This window comes from Photorhabdus africana (assembly GCF_035181445.1).
Lineage (GTDB): Bacteria > Pseudomonadota > Gammaproteobacteria > Enterobacterales > Enterobacteriaceae > Photorhabdus > Photorhabdus laumondii.
In genome coordinates this window covers 35,052-55,385 of record NZ_JAXBVE010000003.1, presented here as the reverse complement: position 1 = coordinate 55,385, position 20,334 = coordinate 35,052, and the positions used below count along the sequence as shown (strand labels likewise).

Sequence of the window (20,334 nt, the reverse complement as noted above, 5' to 3'; positions counted from 1 at the left end):
TATGAAATTTATCATTGAACGCGAGCAATTGTTAAAACCACTGCAACAGGTCAGTAGCCCGCTGAGTGGGCGCCCTACTCTGCCTATTCTTGGTAATTTATTACTACAGGTGACAGAAGGTTCCCTGTTGCTGACTGGCACAGATTTAGAAATGGAAATGATGGCAAGAGTCACGCTTTCATTGCCACACGAAGAAGGTGCAACCACGGTACCGGCACGTAAATTCTTTGATATCTGGCGAGGTTTGCCAGACGGAGCCGAGATCAGTGTAGAACTGGATGGCGACCGCCTATTGGTGCGTTCTGGTCGCAGCCGTTTCTCACTTTCCACATTGCCCGCTGCTGATTTTCCAAATCTTGATGACTGGCAAAGTGAGGTGGAGTTTTCACTGCCACAAGCCACACTGAAGCGCCTTATTGAATCAACTCAGTTCTCAATGGCTCACCAAGATGTCCGCTATTACCTCAACGGTATGTTGTTTGAAACCGAAGGAGAAGAGCTGCGTACAGTTGCAACGGATGGTCACCGTCTGGCCGTCTGTTCTATGGGAATTGGTCAAAAACTGCCTTCCCATTCGGTCATCGTGCCACGCAAAGGCGTTATTGAACTCATGAGATTGCTGGATGGTGGCGATACTCCGCTACAATTACAAATCGGCAGTAACAATATTCGTGCCCACGTTGGCGACTTTATTTTCACCTCTAAATTGGTGGATGGACGTTTCCCTGATTATCGTCGCGTATTACCAAAGAACCCGGATAAAACCCTGGAAGCCAATTGCGATATGCTGAAACAGGCTTTTTCACGTGCTGCAATTCTCTCTAATGAGAAATTTCGCGGAGTTCGCCTTTATTTCAGTGAAAACCAGCTAAAAATCACGGCAAATAACCCTGAACAGGAAGAAGCCGAAGAGATTGTAGATGTCAGCTACCAAGGTGCTGAAATGGAAATAGGCTTTAATGTCAGTTACGTGCTAGATGTTCTCAATACACTAAGATGTGAAGAGGTCCGTTTACTACTGACTGATGCTATTTCCAGTGTTCAGATAGAAGACTGTGCAAACCACAATGCGGCTTATGTCGTGATGCCAATGCGCCTGTAACCGGATTTTTATTTCAGGTATATGACTCTCACGCGTTTACTTATCCGCGATTTTCGTAATATCGCCGCCGCTGATTTGCCTCTAGCTACCGGATTTAACTTTCTGGTTGGATCTAATGGCAGCGGCAAAACCAGCATACTGGAAGCGATTTATACGCTGGGTCACGGGCGCTCTTTTCGTAGCATTCAGGCAGGACGGGTAATCCGTCATGACTGCGATGAGTTCGTTCTGCATGGGCGGCTTGGGCAACAGGAGAATGAGCGGGAACGGTCTATCGGCCTGAGTAAAAACCGTCATGGCGACAGTAAAGTCAGAATTGATGGTAGTGATGGCTGTAAAATTGCAGAACTGGCTAAGATGTTACCTATGCAGCTTATTACTCCAGAAGGGTTTACCCTGTTAAATGGCGGGCCAAAGTATCGACGGGCTTTTATTGACTGGGGGTGCTTTCACAATGAGCCACGCTTTTTTTCTGCATGGGTAAACCTAAAACGGCTACTCAAACAACGCAATGCAGCACTACGACAAGTTACTCGTTACCGCCAGATACGGCCTTGGGATCAGGAACTGATACCACTCGCTAACCAAATAAATCAGTGGCGTGGTGAATATATTACAAACATCGCTCAGGATATCACGAATACCTGTAAGCAGTTCTTACCCGAATTTACATTAAGTTTCTCTTTTCAACAAGGATGGGACAAAGAGAGTGATTATGCTGAATTACTGGAGCGCCAATTTGAGCGTGACAGAACGTTAACTTATACAGCTTCCGGCCCACATAAGGCAGATCTGCGCATTCGTGCAGAAGGAACGCCAGTAGAAGATATGCTATCCCGCGGTCAATTAAAGTTGCTGATGTGCGCACTGCGGCTAGCACAGGGTGAATATTTCACCCGACAGAGCGGACAACAATGTCTGTATCTGCTTGATGATTTTGCCTCCGAACTGGATACCGGCCGCCGTCAGTTGCTGGCCGCTCGTCTAAAATCCACGCAAGCTCAGGTATTTGTCAGTGCGATAAATCCTGACCAAATAACAGACATGCTTGATGGAAATAGCAAGATGTTTCGCGTGGAAAATGGCAAAATAGAGGTTCAACCACAGGATTAAAAATGAGCGAGAAACGTTGATGTCGAATACATATGACTCCTCAAGTATCAAGGTATTAAAAGGGCTGGATGCGGTTCGTAAACGTCCGGGCATGTATATCGGTGATACAGACGATGGTACCGGCTTACACCACATGGTCTTCGAGGTTGTCGACAACGCTATCGACGAAGCCCTCGCAGGCCACTGTAGTGAAGTTATCGTCACTATCCATGCTGATAATTCAGTCTCCGTACAGGATGATGGCCGCGGTATTCCTACCGGTATACACGAAGAAGAAGGTGTTTCAGCAGCCGAAGTTATTATGACCGTGCTGCATGCGGGGGGTAAATTCGATGATAACTCTTATAAGGTCTCCGGCGGTTTGCACGGCGTAGGGGTTTCTGTTGTTAACGCCTTGTCTGAAAAGCTGGAGTTGGTTATCCGTCGTGACGGCAAAGTTCATGAACAGACTTATCATCATGGCGTGCCACAAAGCCCACTGAAAGTCGTTGGAGAAACTGAACAGACAGGTACCCGTGTCCGTTTCTGGCCGAGCATGGATACTTTCAGTAATAACACAGAGTTCCAACACGACATTCTGGCTAAACGCCTGCGTGAACTATCCTTCTTGAATTCCGGTGTATCCATCCGTCTTATTGATAAGTGCACTAATATAGAAGACCACTTCCATTATGAAGGTGGAATTAAAGCGTTTGTTGAGTTCCTAAATAAAAATAAAACCCCCATTCATCCAAATGTTTTCTATTTTTCTACAGAAAAAGATGGCATCGGCGTTGAAATTTCAATGCAATGGAACGATGGTTTCCAGGAAAATATTTACTGCTTTACCAATAATATCCCACAACGCGATGGGGGAACTCACTTAGTTGGCTTCCGTACTGCGATGACACGTACCCTTAATAGTTACATGGATAAAGAAGGGTACAACAAGAAATCCAAAGTCAGCGCGACTGGTGATGATGCCCGGGAAGGTTTAGTTGCCGTTATTTCCGTTAAAGTGCCTGATCCAAAATTCTCTTCTCAGACTAAAGACAAGCTGGTCTCCTCCGAAGTGAAAACAGCGGTTGAAACGCTGATGAATGAGAAGCTGGTGGAATATCTACTGGAAAATCCAAACGACGCTAAAACTGTCGTCAGTAAAATTATTGATGCTGCTCGCGCTCGTGAAGCAGCCCGTAAAGCGCGTGAAATGACACGTCGTAAAGGCGCTCTTGATCTGGCTGGGCTGCCAGGCAAACTGGCGGATTGTCAGGAACGTGATCCGGCACTCTCTGAACTCTACTTAGTGGAAGGGGATTCTGCGGGTGGCTCGGCAAAACAAGGTCGTAACCGCAAAAATCAGGCAATTTTGCCGCTAAAAGGCAAAATCCTGAATGTCGAAAAAGCGCGTTTCGATAAAATGCTCTCTTCCCAGGAAGTGGCAACCCTGATCACCGCATTGGGCTGCGGTATTGGCCGTGACGAATATAACCCAGATAAGCTGCGTTATCACAGCATTATTATCATGACGGATGCGGACGTCGATGGTTCTCATATTCGTACCCTATTGCTGACTTTCTTCTATCGTCAAATGCCAGAAATCATTGAACGTGGTCATGTGTTTATTGCTCAACCACCGTTGTATAAAGTCAAAAAAGGCAAACAAGAACAATATATTAAAGATGATGAAGCAATGGATGAGTACCAGCTATCCATTGCACTAGACGGCGCTTCACTTTACACCAATGAGCACGCGCCAGCCCTGAGAGGTGAACCGCTGGAAAAATTGGTGACTGAATTTAATGGTGTTCAAAAAATCATTAAACGCATGGAACGTCTGTATCCGCTAAGTTTATTGAATAGCCTAATTTATCATCCGAATCTGACCGAAGAAGCATTGTCTGATAAGGCGAAAGTTGAAGAATGGATTGAAATGCTGGTCACCCGTTTGAATGACAGTGAACAAAACGGCAGCAGCTACAGTTATCGCCTCCATGAAAATCGTGAGCGCCAAATGTACGAACCGGTTCTGTGTGTTCGTACACACGGTGTTGATACTGATTATCTATTGGACTTCGATTTTGTCCACGGCGGTGAATATCACCGCATCACTCTACTAGGTGATAAACTTCGCAATTTGATCGAAGAAGACGCGTACATCGAACGTGGTGAACGCCGCCAACCGGTTAGCAGTTTTGAACAAGCACTAAACTGGTTGACTAAAGAGTCACGCCGTGGCTTGTCTATACAGCGTTATAAAGGTTTGGGAGAAATGAACCCTGAACAATTATGGGAAACGACCATGAACCCGGAAACTCGCCGCATGATGCGTGTGACAGTAAAAGATGCCATTGCAACTGACCAACTGTTTACAACTCTGATGGGTGATGCTGTTGAACCTCGTCGAGCATTTATTGAAGAGAATGCCCTGAAAGCAGCTAATATTGATATCTAATTGATATTATTATCAATTTAAATAAGCGCTCATATTAATTCTCTATGGGCGCTTTTTTTATCTGTTATTTATAACCAATAAAGTGTAATTTATTTAATGTTTCTGTAAAACATCACTTAAATATAATCTTAGGGTATAAACATTGATATAATATCATGATAACCATCATATTTAACAATAAACAATTGAATTGAACAAAACATTACTATTATAAAGAACCCAAACACAGATAATACATAACTTCTTTTTTTTCCATGAAAATTTTCATAAAAAAAAGAAAAAATAAAATAATCAATGATAAAGAATAATACAAAAAAACATCCTGCCAAGTAGACTGAGTGGAAATTGTAACATCTATATAGTCCATCATTATTTCTCCCTTTCTAGCTGATAAATACTCAAAAATGTAGAACCATCAACAATACCTTCTGTAGTTAAGCTCACAACTCCCATTTCTCTCCACCCTCTGATAAAATCACTATTTATATTTCTGAATAGCTTCCAAGATTTCTCTCTTGGCTTCAAAACTTTTCTAGAAATGCCATAACCTGAAAGCGCTAAATAAACCGTTGCATAAGTAATATCTGCATCTTTATCACTTAAACCAATTTTATTAGCAACATACCTATACCCAATGGATTTCAAGATGCATCGCGGCGGCAAGGGAGCGAATCCCCGGGAGCATAGATAACTATGTGACCGGGGTGAGTGAGTGCAGCCAACAAAGAAGCAACTTGAAAGATGACGGGTATATATCCTTCTCTGACACCACCATTAATATTTTCTCTGTACAGTAGATAATATCCATTTTCAACAACATTATTATACCCATGAGCCATTAATGGCGCACCGAATGAGGCACATGCTAACCCTAAAGAAGCTTTACAGACTGTATAACCTGCAAGAATTTGAGTACCACCACCAACAAACCCGATCTGTTTTAATATAAGATTAGTATAACTTGATTTCTCTTTTTCCCTTTCAATTATTGCATATTGCTTTATTTTTTTACTGTTAAATATAAATCCTGCTCTTTCAGATGATTTATCTCAAACTGAATAAATTCAATTGCACCACAGGAAGATAAACAATGAATCCGAACCTGCCCCATCTTCTATGAAAAGATTTACATCTGAATTAAAATCCATTTTAATTTTACTATGGCTCATATAACGAGAAGATAACGTCCTTGCCAACTCCCTTAATTCTCGAACCTTTAAAGCTAGTAGTTTATCTTGTTCCATTCCTACCATCTCCATAAAAACGATTTACTGTATATTTAGACAGAAAATTATAAATATAATTTATGGAATGTAACAAAAATAAACCAACAAAGAAACAATGAACAGAGCTATATAGATAAATCCACTCGAATAACGAGTGGATTTTCACATAAATAGATAGATTAAAATTATTAAATCAAGATACGTAGCATACGACGCAGAGGCTCTGCTGCTCCCCACAGCAATTGGTCACCGACAGTAAAAGCAGATAAATACTCTGAGCCCATATTCAGCTTACGTAAACGCCCCACAGGAGTATTCAACGTTCCCGTTACGGCTGCCGGGGTTAATTCGCGCATACTTAATTCGCGATCATTTGGAATAACACGAACCCAGTCATTATGCTTAGCCAGTAATTGCTCAATATCAGGAATCGAAATATCTTTTTTCAATTTCAGAGTAAATGCCTGACTATGGCAACGCAGCGCCCCAATACGTACACACAAACCATCCACAGTAATGATGTTATTACCGGTATTCAGAATCTTGTTAGTTTCTGCCTGACCTTTCCACTCTTCACGGCTTTGGCCATTATCAAGTTGTTTATCAATCCACGGAATCAAACTACCTGCCAACGGCACGCCAAATTGCTCAGTTGACATAGCACCGCTACGGGTGAAATCCGTTACTTTTCTTTCAATATCCAGAATAGCCGATGCCGGATCTTGCAGCTCTGTTGCTACCTGAGTATGCAAAGATCCCATCTGAACCAGCAATTCCCGCATATGACGAGCACCCGCACCAGAAGCTGCCTGATAAGTTGCAACAGAAGCCCATTCAACTAAATCATTAGCAAATAGGCCCCCCAAAGACATCAACATTAGGCTAACGGTACAATTACCACCAACAAAAGTTTTTATGCCTTTATTAAGACCTTGCTGGATATGCGTATGGTTAACTGGATCTAAAATAATGATGGAATCATCATTCATACGCAGCGCTGACGCCGCATCAATCCAATATCCCTGCCAACCTGTTGCTCTTAACTTTGGATAAATCTCATTAGTATAATCTCCCCCCTGACAGCTAATAATAATATCCAAAGCACTAAGAGCTTCGATATCGAAAGCATTCTGTAACGTACCTTGCTGACCAGTAAAATCGGGTGCTGGCTGTCCGTGTTGTGATGTCGTGAAGAATACCGGACGAATAACATCAAAATCCTGCTCTTCGAGCATACGCTGCATTAATACTGAGCCGACCATCCCGCGCCAGCCGATAAAGCCCACATTTTTCATCATTATTGTCCTACTTTGGTGAGTGTTGATCTGTGATTCTGATTACACCAAAGCTGACAAAATATGACCAGGGACGCAAGTGAATTTATTAACTAATTCACAAGATATTTAGCAACGTAGCTAAATAGCTTTTCATAATTCTGCTACACATGGCCTTCTTCAACCCATTGTTATATATGGAGTTATGAGTGGTATAAGAGGTAGCGCTATTTTAGAATCTTATTTAGCAGAAAGATATATAAAAAATCGAGCATCCGAGTAAAAAGCCACCTGTTTGGTGGCAAATATTTACCATTAACTTTTAATTTTCAAGTCACATTCAATTGAGTTTTAGTTTTTTCTTTGGGATGCGGCTTAACACTTATTACTTCACCAGGTTTGGAAATAAAGCGGACAAACGTTTCATGGCTGACGAAAGTTGCACCACAATTGATATTTTGACATTGATTATAACGTTCTTTTGTATGGCAGGAATGCTCAAAGCTACTGCGTGCATGAGCCGCTTTACCACAAAGAGGACACTTGATCATATTTTCTTACCCTTAACTAAAACATGAACTCTCATAATGTGAACAATATAGCAATGAGATCTCACCTAAAGAACAATTATTTCATATCGAGATCATCAATTTTTAATTCCAGAGTCAGTGCTGTTGTAAAACCACCACCAGCTCCATTCACCGTGTGAGTAACGGTCGTTAATGTCCATTCGGCAGCATCTATTTCTGGTTTAAAGCCGGTAACCTTGATTGGTATTTCAGGGTAAAGATCTGCACGCCCTTGAGCCAGTTGAATCGAAAACGTCGCTGCCCCACGTTGCATTTTTTCCCAAGCAACCTTGGCTGCACGTTTAGCACTAGCCTCATCAGCATAAGTACGAGAAAGCTCCAATACGTTATCTTTGCTACCGATCAAATAAGATTTTAATTTATCAGCATTTTTCTGACTTTTTCGCTCAACGGTTAAGGTATGTTTTTTCTCCGGTTTACGGACATCCAACCAATTTGCCACCACACCGGTATAAGCCTCACGATCAGACAGAGTAAAATTGTGGTTATCACCTGACCGACGTGTAATCACTAATGCAGGGATAACCGCACCACTGGCTGTTTTATTCTGTCCTTGCCGAATAAATATCAACTTACCATTTTTTACTGAAGCAATTGCTCCTTCCTGCCTTGCCAAACGCGTAAGAAAACTACCATCTGACTCATTCGTCTGATCAATATGGTTAATAAATATCTTCGCAATATCCTGATGCAAATCGGCAGTAAGGTTATTTCTCGCCGCGATAGTATGGACAATATCACCTATCGTTTTCTTATGATAAGACTCTTCACGTCTCATATTGAGAGATTCACGGAAATCAGCACTACGGGCACGAATTGTCAATTTATCCGGCGCTCCACTGTGACCAATTTCATCCACAGTAAAACGCCCTTTACTAATCAGTGGCTGATCACGCCATCCCAACGCCAATGAAATTACATTACCTCTGGAAGGTAGCACCAAACTTCCATCTGCATCATCCAGTTCAATATCAAGCTGGTCGGCTTCAAAACCACGATTATCTGTCATTGTTAGTGACATCAGGCGCGATTGAATGCGCCCGCTGATATCTTTATTGTCAATTTCCAAAAGAAATGCCGGTGCACTGCCTTTTTCGGAACCGCTGCCAAATTCAGACGTCATGACAATACCTCTCTGACTCTATCTGACAAATTGTCTGTAAGCATAGAGAATTGTTCCTGAAGATCACCGAACATTTCACCTAGAGAACTATCCACTCGCCGTAATGTCAATGTGAAATCAATTTTGCGGGCAGAACCATTCGACATAAATTCAGTTTTCGTCTGGTCGATACTCTCAATGACAAACATACCGTAAACCGTGCCACTGCCATCTATAAAGGACCAAGCTTTACCGCTATCAGCCATCACTTGTAGTAGCGTCAATGATAAACGACCACCGGTAATTTCTGGATATAACGAACCGGAAAGTGTCATTGTGTCGTTACCCGGCCCCAGAAATTGCCAAGCAGGCCGCATCCCAATACGGCTGTTAAAAGCATGCCGCCATGACTGCTGATGTTGCATACTCTGGTATGGTGTGGTCTTCAACATAAAAACAAATAAACCCAGTGCAGCCATCATAATTAGAATTCTCCTCTATCAGAGAATGAACTGCGTAAACGCGCCTGCTGTTTACGTTCCCGATCATCCAATTCGCGCCTAACCGCTGCTGCAATATCCTGCGCAGATTGCCCCGGTGCACCATAGATATTGATATGATAGACCGGTGATTCACTGCGATACTCTACCATCTGCCGTTTGTCTGCTTTCTTTTCCTGAATCTGAGGATAAGCATGAACCGGTAAGCTCTGAACATGCAATGGTGCGGTTCTGGCTGCGGCAGAAGGCGCCATTACGCTCAAAGAAAATGCCGCAGCAGCAGCAAGTTTAGCAGTCTGTCGTCGGCTAATAACATTAACAGGGCCAGTGACAATCTCTGGTCCATATTCACCAACAATACCCAATCGGCCAGCCGGAATAATGCCCCCTTTGTCATGTTTGGGCAGAACCGAACTAACATTAGGACTCACATTATTACTGGCGTCTTTTGAAATATCCTCCTTTGACCGCATCCAATCAGGGAGATACTCAGACAATGAAGTCAGTTTCTGTTTCAGGGCTTCCCATTTTTCATTAATCCCCTCCAATAAACTGTTAATTATTGCTGTGCCAACTTCTTTAAATTTACTGGGTAGATTCATTACGTCAGTAATAATTTCATTCCATTTATCCGAGATCGATATTTTAATATTCTCCCAGATATCCAATGTATTCTGTTTAACTAATTCCCAGGCATTACTGATATTAGTTTTAATACTTTCCCAAGTTTGCAGAACACTCTGTTTAATGGATTCCCATTTCTCACTGAGGCTAATTTTAATATTTTCCCAAAGCTGAGAAATTTTCGGCCCCAATGTTTCCCAGTTTTGCCAAATATAAACAGCAGCCATAGCAATGACACCAATAATGGCGAGGATTGGGTTAGCCATCATCAAACGACCGACGATCATCATGGTGCTACCCAACATTTTCAGAGCATTCCCGACTAATCCGAGCGCTCTCACACCAGTACTACCAAAGAAAGTAAGACTATATTTCGCTACAGCTAATGGAAGCAATATCGAAGCGATTGCCTGTGCCAATGCGCCAAACACAGTTAACATGCCTCCAACCACCACCGTAATAGTCGCAAGTGTTGCAGCCAAGCGTGGGTTGGCGTCCATCCATTCACTGACTTTATTGACTACATTTGTTACTTGCTGAGTGACTTCTCTTGCAGGACCTTCTACGCCAGAAAACATCTGAATGCCCAGATTACTCCAAGCGGCATTGAGTTTTTGGATATCACCGGTGAGATTATTCGTCACTACCGATGCCACTTTTTGGGATTCACCTTGAACACGTTTTAGTTCAGCGATAAAAGTTTGCAATCCTCCCTGCCCTGCCTGATTTACCAATACATCCAAAGCAGGAGCAGCATTTTCACCACCAATTGCGGTGAAATAACTCGTACGTTGTTTACCGCCCATTGAACGGGTTTTATCATCTAGCTCAACGAGAATATCAGGTAATTGCCGTAAATTACCTTTAGCATCACGAGTTTTAATATCCAGTTGTTTCAATGCGGCAGCAGCAGCTTTAGGCGGTTCAGCCAACCGACTTAGTACATTGCTCAAAGCCTCTCCAGCTTCACTTCCCTTAATATTGGCATCACTTAGCTTTCTTGTAGCAGCCGCAACGGTTTCAATATCAATCCCCAAAGAAGTGGCCGCTGGAGCGACAGATTTCATGGTGTCACCCAATCCCGCCAACGTTGTTTTTGAACCACTAAACGTTGCCGTCAAAACATCACTAACATGCCCCATCTCTTCGGATTGTAATTTAAACCCTTCAAGTACATTAGTACTAATATCAACCACATTGGCGAAATCCGTACCGCTTGCCTGCGACATTAATACCGCACCAGGCATCACATTCTTTATCTGGTCAGGAGAATACCCCTTGGAGGCATACAGGCCCTGTCCCTGTGCAATCTGACTGGCCGGAATCCCTGTACTTTTGCTCAACTCACGACTTTGGTTGAGCAACATGGCGTATTCAGGAGAATTTTTTTCAATATTGGTTTGTGCCTGAATTTTAGACATTTGAACATTAAGATCATAACCGGGCATCAGAAAGTTTTTACTGGTTGTCAGTATTTTACTGCCGTCTGATTTTGCACTAGCACCATATTGGCTAACGCGGTCACGAAACTCTTTAATTTTGCTATAACGACCTTCGCCGCGATTTTCTTCCTTTTTGTCACTGGTATGCGCAGTTTCCTGCGCATATTCAGGGGCAGAATAAGGTTTAATTGCTTCATAAGTCTGATTTAATCGCTTGAATTCATCACGATTTTGCCGGAGAGAATCCGCCAACCTTTTATTGTTTCGCTGGGCAGATTTCAAGGCGCTGGTCAGCTTATTAACGGACTGTATTACCAATTTAAGCTGTGACTGTGTATTACTCATTTTCTGCACCACTTCGTAAGATGGCCCGATGTCGCCAGTCCAGTAATTCCGGTAGTGACATTTCATCTGTCACTGCCGGAGACCAGTGGAAAACGGTGGCAATATCTGCCACCAATTCATCTACGGTTAGTCGGTCTGGAAACCGGACTTCGCCGACTTCGGTAACAAAAAATTGACCACCTCAACACTGAGATTAATCAGATCGCCGGGTGTCATTGACAACAGGTCGCTTTTAGTGAGCGCTGGTGTGGTAACACGTGGCAAAACCAATATCATTGAATCCACATCCATCTCCAGCAAAGCCTGTAGCCGAGCACCACGCAGCGCGCCACTGTTCGGTTTGCGCACCACCACTTCAGTGATGTTGCTACTACCACGTGCAAGCGGTTCTTCTAATACGATTGTGCGCTGCTCGTCGTTTTGAGTAATTAGTGTTTCTGTCATGGTTCAACCTTGTTTATCCGATTAGATTAAAGACCCATAGCGCGACGGTGATCTGCCAAGCGATCCTCACCATTAACGACTTCAACCATGTTAACGGTATCCACTTCGATCAGAACTTCACCATCCCATGTCAATTTGAAATAGGTGTTTTTAGCGCTGATTTTGGTCTGAGTATTATCTCCTTGCTTATAAGTACCGTGGTCAAACTCATGGAAACGGCCACGCATCACGATTTCAACAGCAATCACATCGCTGGTATCATCGCGCTGGCAGGAGCCCGCAAAGCGCAACATTACGCCATCAGCTTTGGTCAGACCCCATTGCCGATAATGTTGAGCTTCCATACCTCCCAGAGTAAATTCAACGTCCAATGCACCTTCATCCAAGCCTAAGTCCACGGTTGCGCTACCGTTCATACCACCGCCACGATAGGTTTCCAGTTTACGACTCAGCTTAGGCAGAGTAATTTCTTCCACGATTCCCTGATAACTATTGCCATCATTAAACAAGTTCAGGAATTTAAGTTTGCGAGGTAATGCCATCTGTGTCCCCTTAGCCGTTTATGCTTTTCGCGAAATCCATCAGGTAACGATCTGTAATACGCTGGCGTAACATCATGTTTTCCAGTGGTGGTACAGGTGTATAGTCGTAATCGAGGGTCAATTTGCCCGCTTTCAAGGTGTCTTTATCATTGGCGTTTTCGTCATACCAACACTGACCGTCAATAATGTAACCCCCAGATTTCAGTTCGCGGAACTTAGCATTGATACCTTCGATAATGTCTCGTACTAGTGAAGGTGTCAGTGGTTTATCGATTGCCCACATATGTGCTTCCGCCATAGTGTCAGCTAATACTTGGGCAGTACGAGTGTAACTTTCGAACTGGAACAATGGATCATCAGCACAGGTACGGGAACCCCAGAAACGGAAGCCGTTCTTACGGATAAGTGTCGTGATACCATTTTGGTTTAGCAGGCCTGAATCTGTTGCTGGATCTTGAAGATCCCAGAAGACGTCTGCTGAAAGACCGGTCACACCATTGACACCGATGTTGGACAGTGTTTTGTGCCAACCTGTTTCTTCATCAATTTTTGCACGCAAACCCAATGCACGAGCAGTCGCGTAGGCGATAGTTTCTTTATTAGAAACCGTATCCCAACTCAGGAAATCAGGCCAAATCAACATCAGTTCTCGTTGACTGAAGTTTTTGCGATATTCGATAACTTCTGAGATAGTCTTACTGCCATAGGCACTGATATAAGCCATTGCTCTCAGTTTCTGCGCAATACTCGCCAACTCAACAGCAACAGCTTTTGTATCCAGCCCAGGGACTCCCAGAATACGAGGCTTCACACCTAATTGGCTTTGTGCTGCCAACAATGCCTGTATACCGGTTTTCTTACCTTCATTAGTTGTAGTACCAATGATGTTGCTGGTAGTTTGCTCTTCCGTTTCACCTTGTGCTACACGGACAACAACAGTAACGGGTTTAGACTGGTCTGAAATAGCTTTAAGTGCCTGAGGCAATGTACCGGTTTTACCAGCTTTGCCAATGGCGAGTGAAACATCAGTAATCAAGACCGGAGTGTTTAGTGGAAAAGTTTTTTCGTCTGCTTCAGGACCAGTACACACCATACCAACAATAGCGGTGCTAACTGTGGTGATGGTACGCGTGCCTTCGTTAATTTCCTGTACACGGACGCCGTGATGATAATCTTGTGCCATATTAGCGGTTCTCCTGTTAAGGTGTCCCGCTATGTTGAAGTATCCGAATTATTAAATCATTCGATGGGAAATGTGTGGGAGATGGTACAAATCAGGTTGCTTAATTTATTATTTTTTCTAATTATTCAACTACTCGTACTTTATAGAGAGTGGAAAAGGAAACCTCTATAAATCAATATCTGTTTCTTCTGTCGTGAACTTTTAGCTCTGTTCATTGATTATTTCTTCACAGATTTTCCCTACAAAAACAGATGATAATTTATACATATCAACGCATTTCTCTGTAAACCACAGTACTGGTCATTTATTGACACCCGAATATAGCCAATCTTCGCCATATGTAACCCTGCCTAATACCAATACGAGACTATTCTTTCGGAAATTTCACAGATTAGTGAGTTTTGAAAAATCTTGGTTTGGTGGAAACTGTGAATTTGGCTAAGGGAGCAGTGCCGAATAGCCGGAAAGTGAATGGCAAAGTTCTGACTGAGGATATCAATATTACGTCTCAGGATATCTTTAATGGACAAGCGGTTTATTTGGGTGATAAGGCAAATTTGGATAACTACAAAATACCAGGGGTTTATTATCAAGATTACAATGTTTATGCTCAAAATGGTGCTAACTATCCTGAACCACTTGCAGGTTCACTTGTCGTTCTGAAAAATAATGCTGTGACTCAACGTTATTTTGTTTATAACAGCAGCAGGATATATACGCGCAGCCAATATCATAATTTACCGTGGACACCTTGGGCCCAAGAATATAACACGCTCAATAAACCCACGGCGTCGGATATTCAGAGTGAACCGCGCTATACCACCACGATTGATCTTACGGGCCTAAATACTGAACGCTATTATCCGGTTTGGTGGAGCCTCCCACCTAATGTCGGAGCAAATTCTTGGTTAACTCTTCATAGGCCCTATCCATATGATGCAGAAAAAAAACCATTCGGTGAAGGTGTGACACATGTTGCTGGCCTGCTTGTACAAATAGAAGGGGGAGATGTACCGTGGGGAGGGGATGCCCGTTATCTTAATATTAAACGCATAAATCAAACCTATCGTAAAACAGTAAAAGCGATCCGTCACGCCATGATAAGTATTGCCAGACCCGTTGACGGTAAATATCCCCTTTATGGTGATGTGAAATCCGGTGATATTGTAGATTGTTACGTTTATAGTGGTTGTTACTTACGTGGTGGTTTAACCTATTTTGTGACCGGCAATTTCCAACCCATTCATTATTCACGTGAAGAAGGAGAGGCAGAAATATATAGATGGTCAAGTGCAGATCTTAAGCGTGAAATGAAGTGGATGGTGAAATCGTTAGCCATAAATGATCCATTATTAGGCGAAGAATATACTGATAATACAATACCTTATTCTCTGGAATATGACATACGTTATCAAAAGAAACCATAATGAGGACATATGATAATATTAAATAAACTAATAGATAAAAATGGCTATGAATATGTTAATGTGCCGGCTGAGCCCCATCAATTAATCTCAATGGGTTTCAGTGCTCAAGAGGCTCAAAAATTATATCAGCAAGCCATTATCGAACAGAAAAATAAATTCTATCATCGCCAAAAATATTATTTATTAGAACAAGCAACAATTAAAATGGCACCATTACAAGATGCCATTGATTTAAGCATTGCTACTGATAACGAAATAACAATGTTGATGGAGTGGAAAAAATATCGTGTCGCGTTAAATCGAATGGATACCACGGTAGAAGATATTGAATGGCCAGAGCAACCAGAATAAAACGAATCATTTTTATGGTGAAAATATTTCAATTTAATTAAATTTTAAATTGCCATATATAAATGGCCAGCCATGTTGAGTTGGCTATTTATATAATTTTAATTTCTATATTCTATATTCTATATTCTATATTCTATATTCTATATTCTATATTCTATATTCTATGTAATTATGAGTTTTTATTTCAAGAATTAAAAACTTTTTCTGAAAAAACTGTTAATGAATTTAATATAAAAAATTGTTTCAGAAATTATAAATACTTACAATTTAGTTTATAAGTTTTAAATCTACGGCCTTAAAAACAGGCCGTTATTATTTATTCTGGTTTTTCAGGCCAGTTAATATCTGGCACTAATGAAATGTCAATACGACTCAGTAATACTAAATACTTTTTCCAATCTAACAATAATAACTTTTCTTTTTCTGAGGCCAATTTAATATCTACAGCATGTTGTAATAATGTAACTGTTTCATTCGCTCGTCTTAATAGTGCTACCCGCTGCTGCTCTGCCTGTTTAATCTGGCTATCCTTTATAGCATATTTGTCAGTTACCCACTGTTTACCATCCCATTTATCAAAATAAGTGACAGGTTGTTTGAATGTCAGATATTCTGTTATTTCACCTATAGCAGTAATTTCATATTGTTCTAGGGTTTTCGTATTATAAGCTATTTTTCCTCGGTAATCAGGTACAATTTTCCAATAACTTTTATCTTCGCTGCGGCAAACAGCCATGTTATCAGAATCTGGAAGTTGTGGTGCATCTGGATAAGAATTGGCAGGAAGTCCCATTCCTTCCATTAAATATTCTGGTCTGGCACCAATAAATTCTCTGGAATAAGGCGCTGCATGGTAAATTGTCAACCAACCAGCCTTGGTTGCTAATCCATTATTTCCCAATATTGCGGTTTCTGGTTCTAGGGAATATTTTTGTTTCTGTGATGTCATTACGCTGCTCTCACTATGTAGTTAAATGCGATATTACGAGGACGTACTCTAAATGTAGATAATGAAACTGCACCAGTAGGATTTAATGGGGTCGAAAAATATTGGCCGCTCCCGAGTTCTGCTTCCTCAAAATCACTAGCCATAATTTCCGATGGATAATTACTTGAAAAACGATTAATAGGAGGAGATACCAGTAGTCCTATATTTTCAGAGGCTGCATGGGTGTAAAGATTCGGTAACTTTGTTGAATTCTGATGGGATAATATCTCCCTTCCTGAATCAATACTTCTCCCATTATCCCAACCTCGAATAAATTCACCACGTAGATCAGGGAGTGTGCCTGAGGGATACGCTTCCCCTAATTTAGGGTACATAGATTTATCAAACTGCTGACCACTACAAATAAGATAACCTGCTGGTGCAGTTGGCTTAGACCACGGTAATGGAATACCAACAAGAATATCATCCTCTGTTAATATCTTACGCTTCCCCCTGAAATTACCATTTTCATCGAAAGCATAAGTAGAAATGCTGAATGCTTCTGAATAACCTCCATACCCAAAAGAAAGCCCGCGAGCATGCTGAGGGCTATCAACGTTAGGATGAGCTATATGAATTGCTAATGCTCCTAGATTATCAATTCCATTAGGCCTTAAAAATCCCGAACGGCCCAAATGACGTGAATTAGGATCATCATAATAGTTTGCGGTTTTAGCTAATATATAACCTGATGTTTTTGTATCGGTATTTAACTGAATAAATCGACTGTCAGACTCTGATTTAGAATAATGTTCATTAGCTATTGCAACGTAGCCACTCTTTCGAGGGAGGTGAACAACATTTATATTTGAGGAGTCAGATTCACGATATCCTATTGCACAAAAAGAGCCTTCTTCATGAGAAGTAGTTTCTATGCAAACATATCGGCCATCTCCCTTTGTTAGTGACAAACTGGAATAATTTCCACCTGTTTTAATATTGTGATTGCCTGACGTGAATGATTCAGTTGAGTCCTTATGAAGAGCATTTTTCGCCAAATTCACAGTTTCCACCAAACCAAGGTTTTTAAAAACTCGCCAATCCGTGATAATTTCGACAATAATAGTCTCATATTGGTATTAGGCAGGGTTACATATGGCGAAGATTGGCTATATTCGGGTGTCAACAAATGACCAAAACAGTGATTTACAGCGAAACGCATTGATAAGTATAAATTGTGAGCAAATTTTTGAGGATAAAATTAGTGGAAAAACATCCAACAGACCAGGTTTAAAACGCGCTTTAAAACAACTTAAAAAAGATGACACTCTAGTTGTTTGGAAACTGGATCGATTGGGGCGTAGCGTAAAAAATATGGTAACTTTAATTTCTGATTTAAGTGAACGCGGTATTCATTTTCAAAGCTTGACTGATAGCATTGATACCAGCACTTCTATGGGGCGATTTTTCTTTCATGTTATGAGTGCACTGGCTGAAATGGAGAGAGAATTGATCGTTGAAAGAACAAATGCAGGATTAATAGCAGCTCGTGCCCAAGGAAGAATTGGTGGTAGACCAGTATCACTTTCATTCGTTGAACAACAACAAGCAGCAAGATTGCTGGCGAAAGGCCACACACGGAAACAGTTATCATTAATTTACAACATATCGTTATCTACAATATATAAATATTTTCCAGTAAATAAAACAAATTGTCGATCAAATTAGTATTTGCAGTGCGGCTAGTTAAATGTTTAATTTTGTATTCGTAATATCCAAGGCTAATTGGTTATTAATTTATGCAAAATATATCACGTTTCTTTTCTATACAAAAAACTTACGCCGCACTATACGATAAAGAAACAACGGAATAAGTTGACAATCAGCTATTGCTAGCAAAAGAATCTATTGTGTATGAAATCCACTGCATCTAGACGTTTTTGGGTAACGAATTGCCATCAGCATAGGATTTATACATCTAAGTAAATTAATTTATTTACAATTGAAAAATGTGTCAGTACCTGGAAATCATTAGGTAAACGCGACCAATAAAGTTGATTTCATTAATTGCACAGTCAAAAGTTACGTCGTTATCACAAACTCGGATCTTACTGACTGGGATTTTTGTAATTTTTTTAATGCTGTGCATGCCTTCAATATCAATTAACCATAAACCATCCTGAACATCAGGTTCTTCTATATCTAGCAAATACCAAGCGTTATTGTTATCTACAATAAGAGGCTTTTTTATTTCTCTGACAATAAGTTGATTATCTAAAATCACTGAGTCGTCATCGCTCAGCTTTCCACCAACCAATTTAACGCGTTGTATTTTCGGGGTAATAATGTTTTTTAAAGATTCCTTTTTCTTTTCTCCATCAGGGAACATTTCTCCTTGTCCTGTGCTTAGCCATAACAATGAAGCATTGGTTTCAAGGTTGCATTGAATAACCCAATCGGCTGGAAAGCTGTCCCTTAAATAACGGTTCGCCATTGTGCTTTTAGACACACCTAAATGGTCGCTCAATGCTTGACGTGATTTAAACCCATATGCACTAACAAGGCGTTCGATAGCTTGTTTTCCTCCACTATCTGCACCCATTTTTATCTCAGTTATGTTTTTTTTCATTGAAAGTACAGTTTGGTGAGTTTGCCGTCTCCACAAAGCCCTCTGATTAAGAGCTATAGTGATCCCAAATAAATTTATTAGATCCGATAGGGGATATTGCATCATGGGCATATAAATTTCAATCTATATACTTTGTGAAACTATGTCATCTAAATAAAGAGAAAAAATCTTCTAATCCATAAAATAAGAAAAACTTATTAATTACAATGGATTGTGATCGGAAAGAAACCTTTTTAACCATTAATTATTTCAATAAAAACAATAATTAATATATTAACACTATCAAATATAGTTCTCAAAAAAGATGAAAAACCACTTTAAATTTTTCTAATCAACGTGTACTGTTCTTATATACAGTTATGTTATGCGGAGGTAAGTTTGTCAGTGGACTTTCTTATGGAATCAGTAATAGCGCAACGTATTAATTTTATAGCCAGAATGGCAACGAGCTGTGAATGTAATCATGCTGAAGATAAAGAACTTGCTTTAGTTTGGATTGCTGAGTTGTCGACACCACTTGCAGAACAACTTATTAACCACCACGAAACGCTTGAAGAATAAATGCGGCAGATAAATGTGGGAATTCTGTATGATAAATAATCTAAAGTTTCTAAGTTGATAATGATTGCATTGGAAAATGAGCTGAGAAATAGACTTTGCCTATGAACTCAGCAAATTTTGGAAGATATGATTAATTATAAATTAGCCACTGAAAAGTGGCTTCTTGCTTCTCATTTGTACTGTTTCCTTAACAATATTGTTTCATTGGTTCTCTCCCACTATTCAGCGCACCATAACACTTTAACTTAACAATATTGACTAAATTAGAGGGGGTATACCTAATGAAAATAATTGCACAGCAGAATGATACTGTTGATGCTTTATGCTGGCGTCATTATGGTCGGACTCAAGGCATGACAGAACAGGTACTATTAGTTAACCCAGGCTTGGCCGAATATGGTGTAATTCTGCCACATGGTACAGAAGTTGAGATGCCGGAAATTATGACAGCTACAACGAAACCTATTTTGCAACTATGGGATTAAAGATATCCATACTAATTTGATGGTTTTAAACA

23 protein-coding genes are annotated in these 20,334 nt (G+C 40.9%); 8 read left to right on the top strand and 15 right to left on the bottom strand.

The annotated features are described in order from the left end of the window. Window position 1 precedes the first annotated feature (1 nt). Genes dnaN through gyrB form a run of 3 tightly spaced genes read left to right on the top strand, consistent with a single transcriptional unit; the run spans window position 2 to window position 4,649 of the window. Entirely contained in the window at window positions 2-1,102 is a 1,101-nt protein-coding gene (dnaN, locus tag SLS51_RS02330; protein ID WP_323835136.1) for a DNA polymerase III subunit beta, read from the top strand. A gap of 21 nt (window positions 1,103-1,123) precedes the next feature. Continuing rightward, window positions 1,124-2,215, top strand: coding sequence for a DNA replication/repair protein RecF (gene recF / locus SLS51_RS02325; RefSeq protein WP_323835134.1), 1,092 nt, complete (start codon window positions 1,124-1,126; stop codon window positions 2,213-2,215). A 19-nt stretch (window positions 2,216-2,234) separates the two neighbouring features. Beyond that, a complete protein-coding gene (gyrB, locus tag SLS51_RS02320; RefSeq protein ID WP_323835132.1) occupies window positions 2,235-4,649 on the top strand; it encodes a DNA topoisomerase (ATP-hydrolyzing) subunit B in 2,415 nt (804 codons plus the stop codon). A gap of 369 nt (window positions 4,650-5,018) precedes the next feature. On the opposite strand, the gene SLS51_RS02315 is transcribed toward gyrB, so the two are convergent. The 12 genes from SLS51_RS02315 to SLS51_RS02260 all read right to left on the bottom strand — a co-directional run bounded on the left by SLS51_RS02315 (window position 5,019) and on the right by SLS51_RS02260 (window position 13,921). Then, window positions 5,019-5,294 (bottom strand): DUF4225 domain-containing protein, encoded by a 276-nt coding sequence (locus tag SLS51_RS02315; RefSeq protein ID WP_323835130.1) that lies wholly within the window; start codon window positions 5,292-5,294, stop codon window positions 5,019-5,021. Continuing rightward, window positions 5,291-5,671 (bottom strand): DUF4225 domain-containing protein, encoded by a 381-nt coding sequence (locus tag SLS51_RS02310; RefSeq protein WP_323835415.1) that lies wholly within the window; start codon window positions 5,669-5,671, stop codon window positions 5,291-5,293. The genes SLS51_RS02315 and SLS51_RS02310 overlap by 4 nt, the downstream gene beginning before the upstream one ends. A gap of 42 nt (window positions 5,672-5,713) precedes the next feature. Further along, a complete protein-coding gene (locus tag SLS51_RS02305; RefSeq protein ID WP_323835128.1) occupies window positions 5,714-5,893 on the bottom strand; it encodes a hypothetical protein in 180 nt (59 codons plus the stop codon). A gap of 170 nt (window positions 5,894-6,063) precedes the next feature. After that, window positions 6,064-7,170 carry an aspartate-semialdehyde dehydrogenase gene (asd, locus tag SLS51_RS02300; protein WP_323835413.1) on the bottom strand — a complete coding sequence of 369 codons (1,107 nt, stop codon included), beginning with the start codon at window positions 7,168-7,170 and terminating at the stop codon, window positions 6,064-6,066. 308 nt (window positions 7,171-7,478) lie between these two features. Further along, window positions 7,479-7,700, bottom strand: coding sequence for an ogr/Delta-like zinc finger family protein (locus SLS51_RS02295; protein WP_011144421.1), 222 nt, complete (start codon window positions 7,698-7,700; stop codon window positions 7,479-7,481). Between the two features lie 76 nt (window positions 7,701-7,776). Beyond that, window positions 7,777-8,862 (bottom strand): phage late control D family protein, encoded by a 1,086-nt coding sequence (locus SLS51_RS02290; RefSeq protein ID WP_323835126.1) that lies wholly within the window; start codon window positions 8,860-8,862, stop codon window positions 7,777-7,779. Beyond that, window positions 8,859-9,323 (bottom strand): phage tail protein, encoded by a 465-nt coding sequence (locus SLS51_RS02285; protein ID WP_323835124.1) that lies wholly within the window; start codon window positions 9,321-9,323, stop codon window positions 8,859-8,861. The genes SLS51_RS02290 and SLS51_RS02285 overlap by 4 nt, the downstream gene beginning before the upstream one ends. A gap of 2 nt (window positions 9,324-9,325) precedes the next feature. Continuing rightward, on the bottom strand, window positions 9,326-11,752 hold the full coding sequence (locus SLS51_RS02280) for a phage tail tape measure protein (protein ID WP_323835122.1): 2,427 nt from the start codon (window positions 11,750-11,752) through the stop codon (window positions 9,326-9,328). Continuing rightward, window positions 11,745-11,864: a GpE family phage tail protein gene (locus SLS51_RS02275; protein ID WP_011144425.1), complete on the bottom strand. Its 120-nt coding sequence runs from the start codon at window positions 11,862-11,864 to the stop codon at window positions 11,745-11,747. The genes SLS51_RS02280 and SLS51_RS02275 overlap by 8 nt, the downstream gene beginning before the upstream one ends. Window positions 11,865-11,878: 14 nt before the next feature. Beyond that, on the bottom strand, window positions 11,879-12,196 hold the full coding sequence (locus SLS51_RS02270; RefSeq protein WP_011144426.1) for a phage tail assembly protein: 318 nt from the start codon (window positions 12,194-12,196) through the stop codon (window positions 11,879-11,881). Between the two features lie 26 nt (window positions 12,197-12,222). Beyond that, window positions 12,223-12,738 carry a phage major tail tube protein gene (locus SLS51_RS02265; RefSeq protein ID WP_323835119.1) on the bottom strand — a complete coding sequence of 172 codons (516 nt, stop codon included), beginning with the start codon at window positions 12,736-12,738 and terminating at the stop codon, window positions 12,223-12,225. 10 nt (window positions 12,739-12,748) lie between these two features. Then, window positions 12,749-13,921, bottom strand: coding sequence for a phage tail sheath protein (locus tag SLS51_RS02260; RefSeq protein WP_036782415.1), 1,173 nt, complete (start codon window positions 13,919-13,921; stop codon window positions 12,749-12,751). A 428-nt stretch (window positions 13,922-14,349) separates the two neighbouring features. Here SLS51_RS02260 and SLS51_RS02255 point away from each other — a divergent pair, with 428 nt between their 5' ends. Together SLS51_RS02255 and SLS51_RS02250 are read left to right on the top strand one after the other, a co-directional pair. Beyond that, complete coding sequence (locus SLS51_RS02255) at window positions 14,350-15,348, top strand: pyocin knob domain-containing protein (protein WP_323835117.1); 999 nt, start codon at window positions 14,350-14,352, stop codon at window positions 15,346-15,348. A 9-nt stretch (window positions 15,349-15,357) separates the two neighbouring features. Next, window positions 15,358-15,699: a tail fiber assembly protein gene (locus SLS51_RS02250; protein ID WP_323835115.1), complete on the top strand. Its 342-nt coding sequence runs from the start codon at window positions 15,358-15,360 to the stop codon at window positions 15,697-15,699. Between the two features lie 316 nt (window positions 15,700-16,015). On the opposite strand, the gene SLS51_RS02245 is transcribed toward SLS51_RS02250, so the two are convergent. Both SLS51_RS02245 and SLS51_RS02240 read right to left on the bottom strand, forming a co-directional pair. Then, the gene (locus SLS51_RS02245) at window positions 16,016-16,648 is read right to left on the bottom strand and encodes a tail fiber assembly protein (protein WP_323835113.1); all 633 of its coding nucleotides are present in this window, start codon (window positions 16,646-16,648) and stop codon (window positions 16,016-16,018) included. Further along, the gene (locus SLS51_RS02240; RefSeq protein WP_323835111.1) at window positions 16,648-17,691 is read right to left on the bottom strand and encodes a phage tail protein; all 1,044 of its coding nucleotides are present in this window, start codon (window positions 17,689-17,691) and stop codon (window positions 16,648-16,650) included. Before SLS51_RS02240 ends, SLS51_RS02245 begins: the two co-directional genes overlap by 1 nt. A gap of 91 nt (window positions 17,692-17,782) precedes the next feature. Between SLS51_RS02240 and SLS51_RS02235 the strand changes: the two genes are divergently transcribed. Continuing rightward, window positions 17,783-18,355 (top strand): recombinase family protein, encoded by a 573-nt coding sequence (locus tag SLS51_RS02235; RefSeq protein ID WP_323835109.1) that lies wholly within the window; start codon window positions 17,783-17,785, stop codon window positions 18,353-18,355. Between the two features lie 286 nt (window positions 18,356-18,641). On the opposite strand, the gene SLS51_RS02230 is transcribed toward SLS51_RS02235, so the two are convergent. Next, the gene (locus tag SLS51_RS02230; protein ID WP_323835107.1) at window positions 18,642-19,256 is read right to left on the bottom strand and encodes a phage repressor protein CI; all 615 of its coding nucleotides are present in this window, start codon (window positions 19,254-19,256) and stop codon (window positions 18,642-18,644) included. A 396-nt stretch (window positions 19,257-19,652) separates the two neighbouring features. Here SLS51_RS02230 and SLS51_RS02225 point away from each other — a divergent pair, with 396 nt between their 5' ends. After that, entirely contained in the window at window positions 19,653-19,817 is a 165-nt protein-coding gene (locus SLS51_RS02225) for a hypothetical protein (RefSeq protein WP_164488458.1), read from the top strand. Between the two features lie 281 nt (window positions 19,818-20,098). Beyond that, a complete protein-coding gene (locus tag SLS51_RS02220) occupies window positions 20,099-20,302 on the top strand; it encodes a tail protein X (protein ID WP_011144439.1) in 204 nt (67 codons plus the stop codon). The last annotated feature ends 32 nt before the right edge of the window (window positions 20,303-20,334 follow it).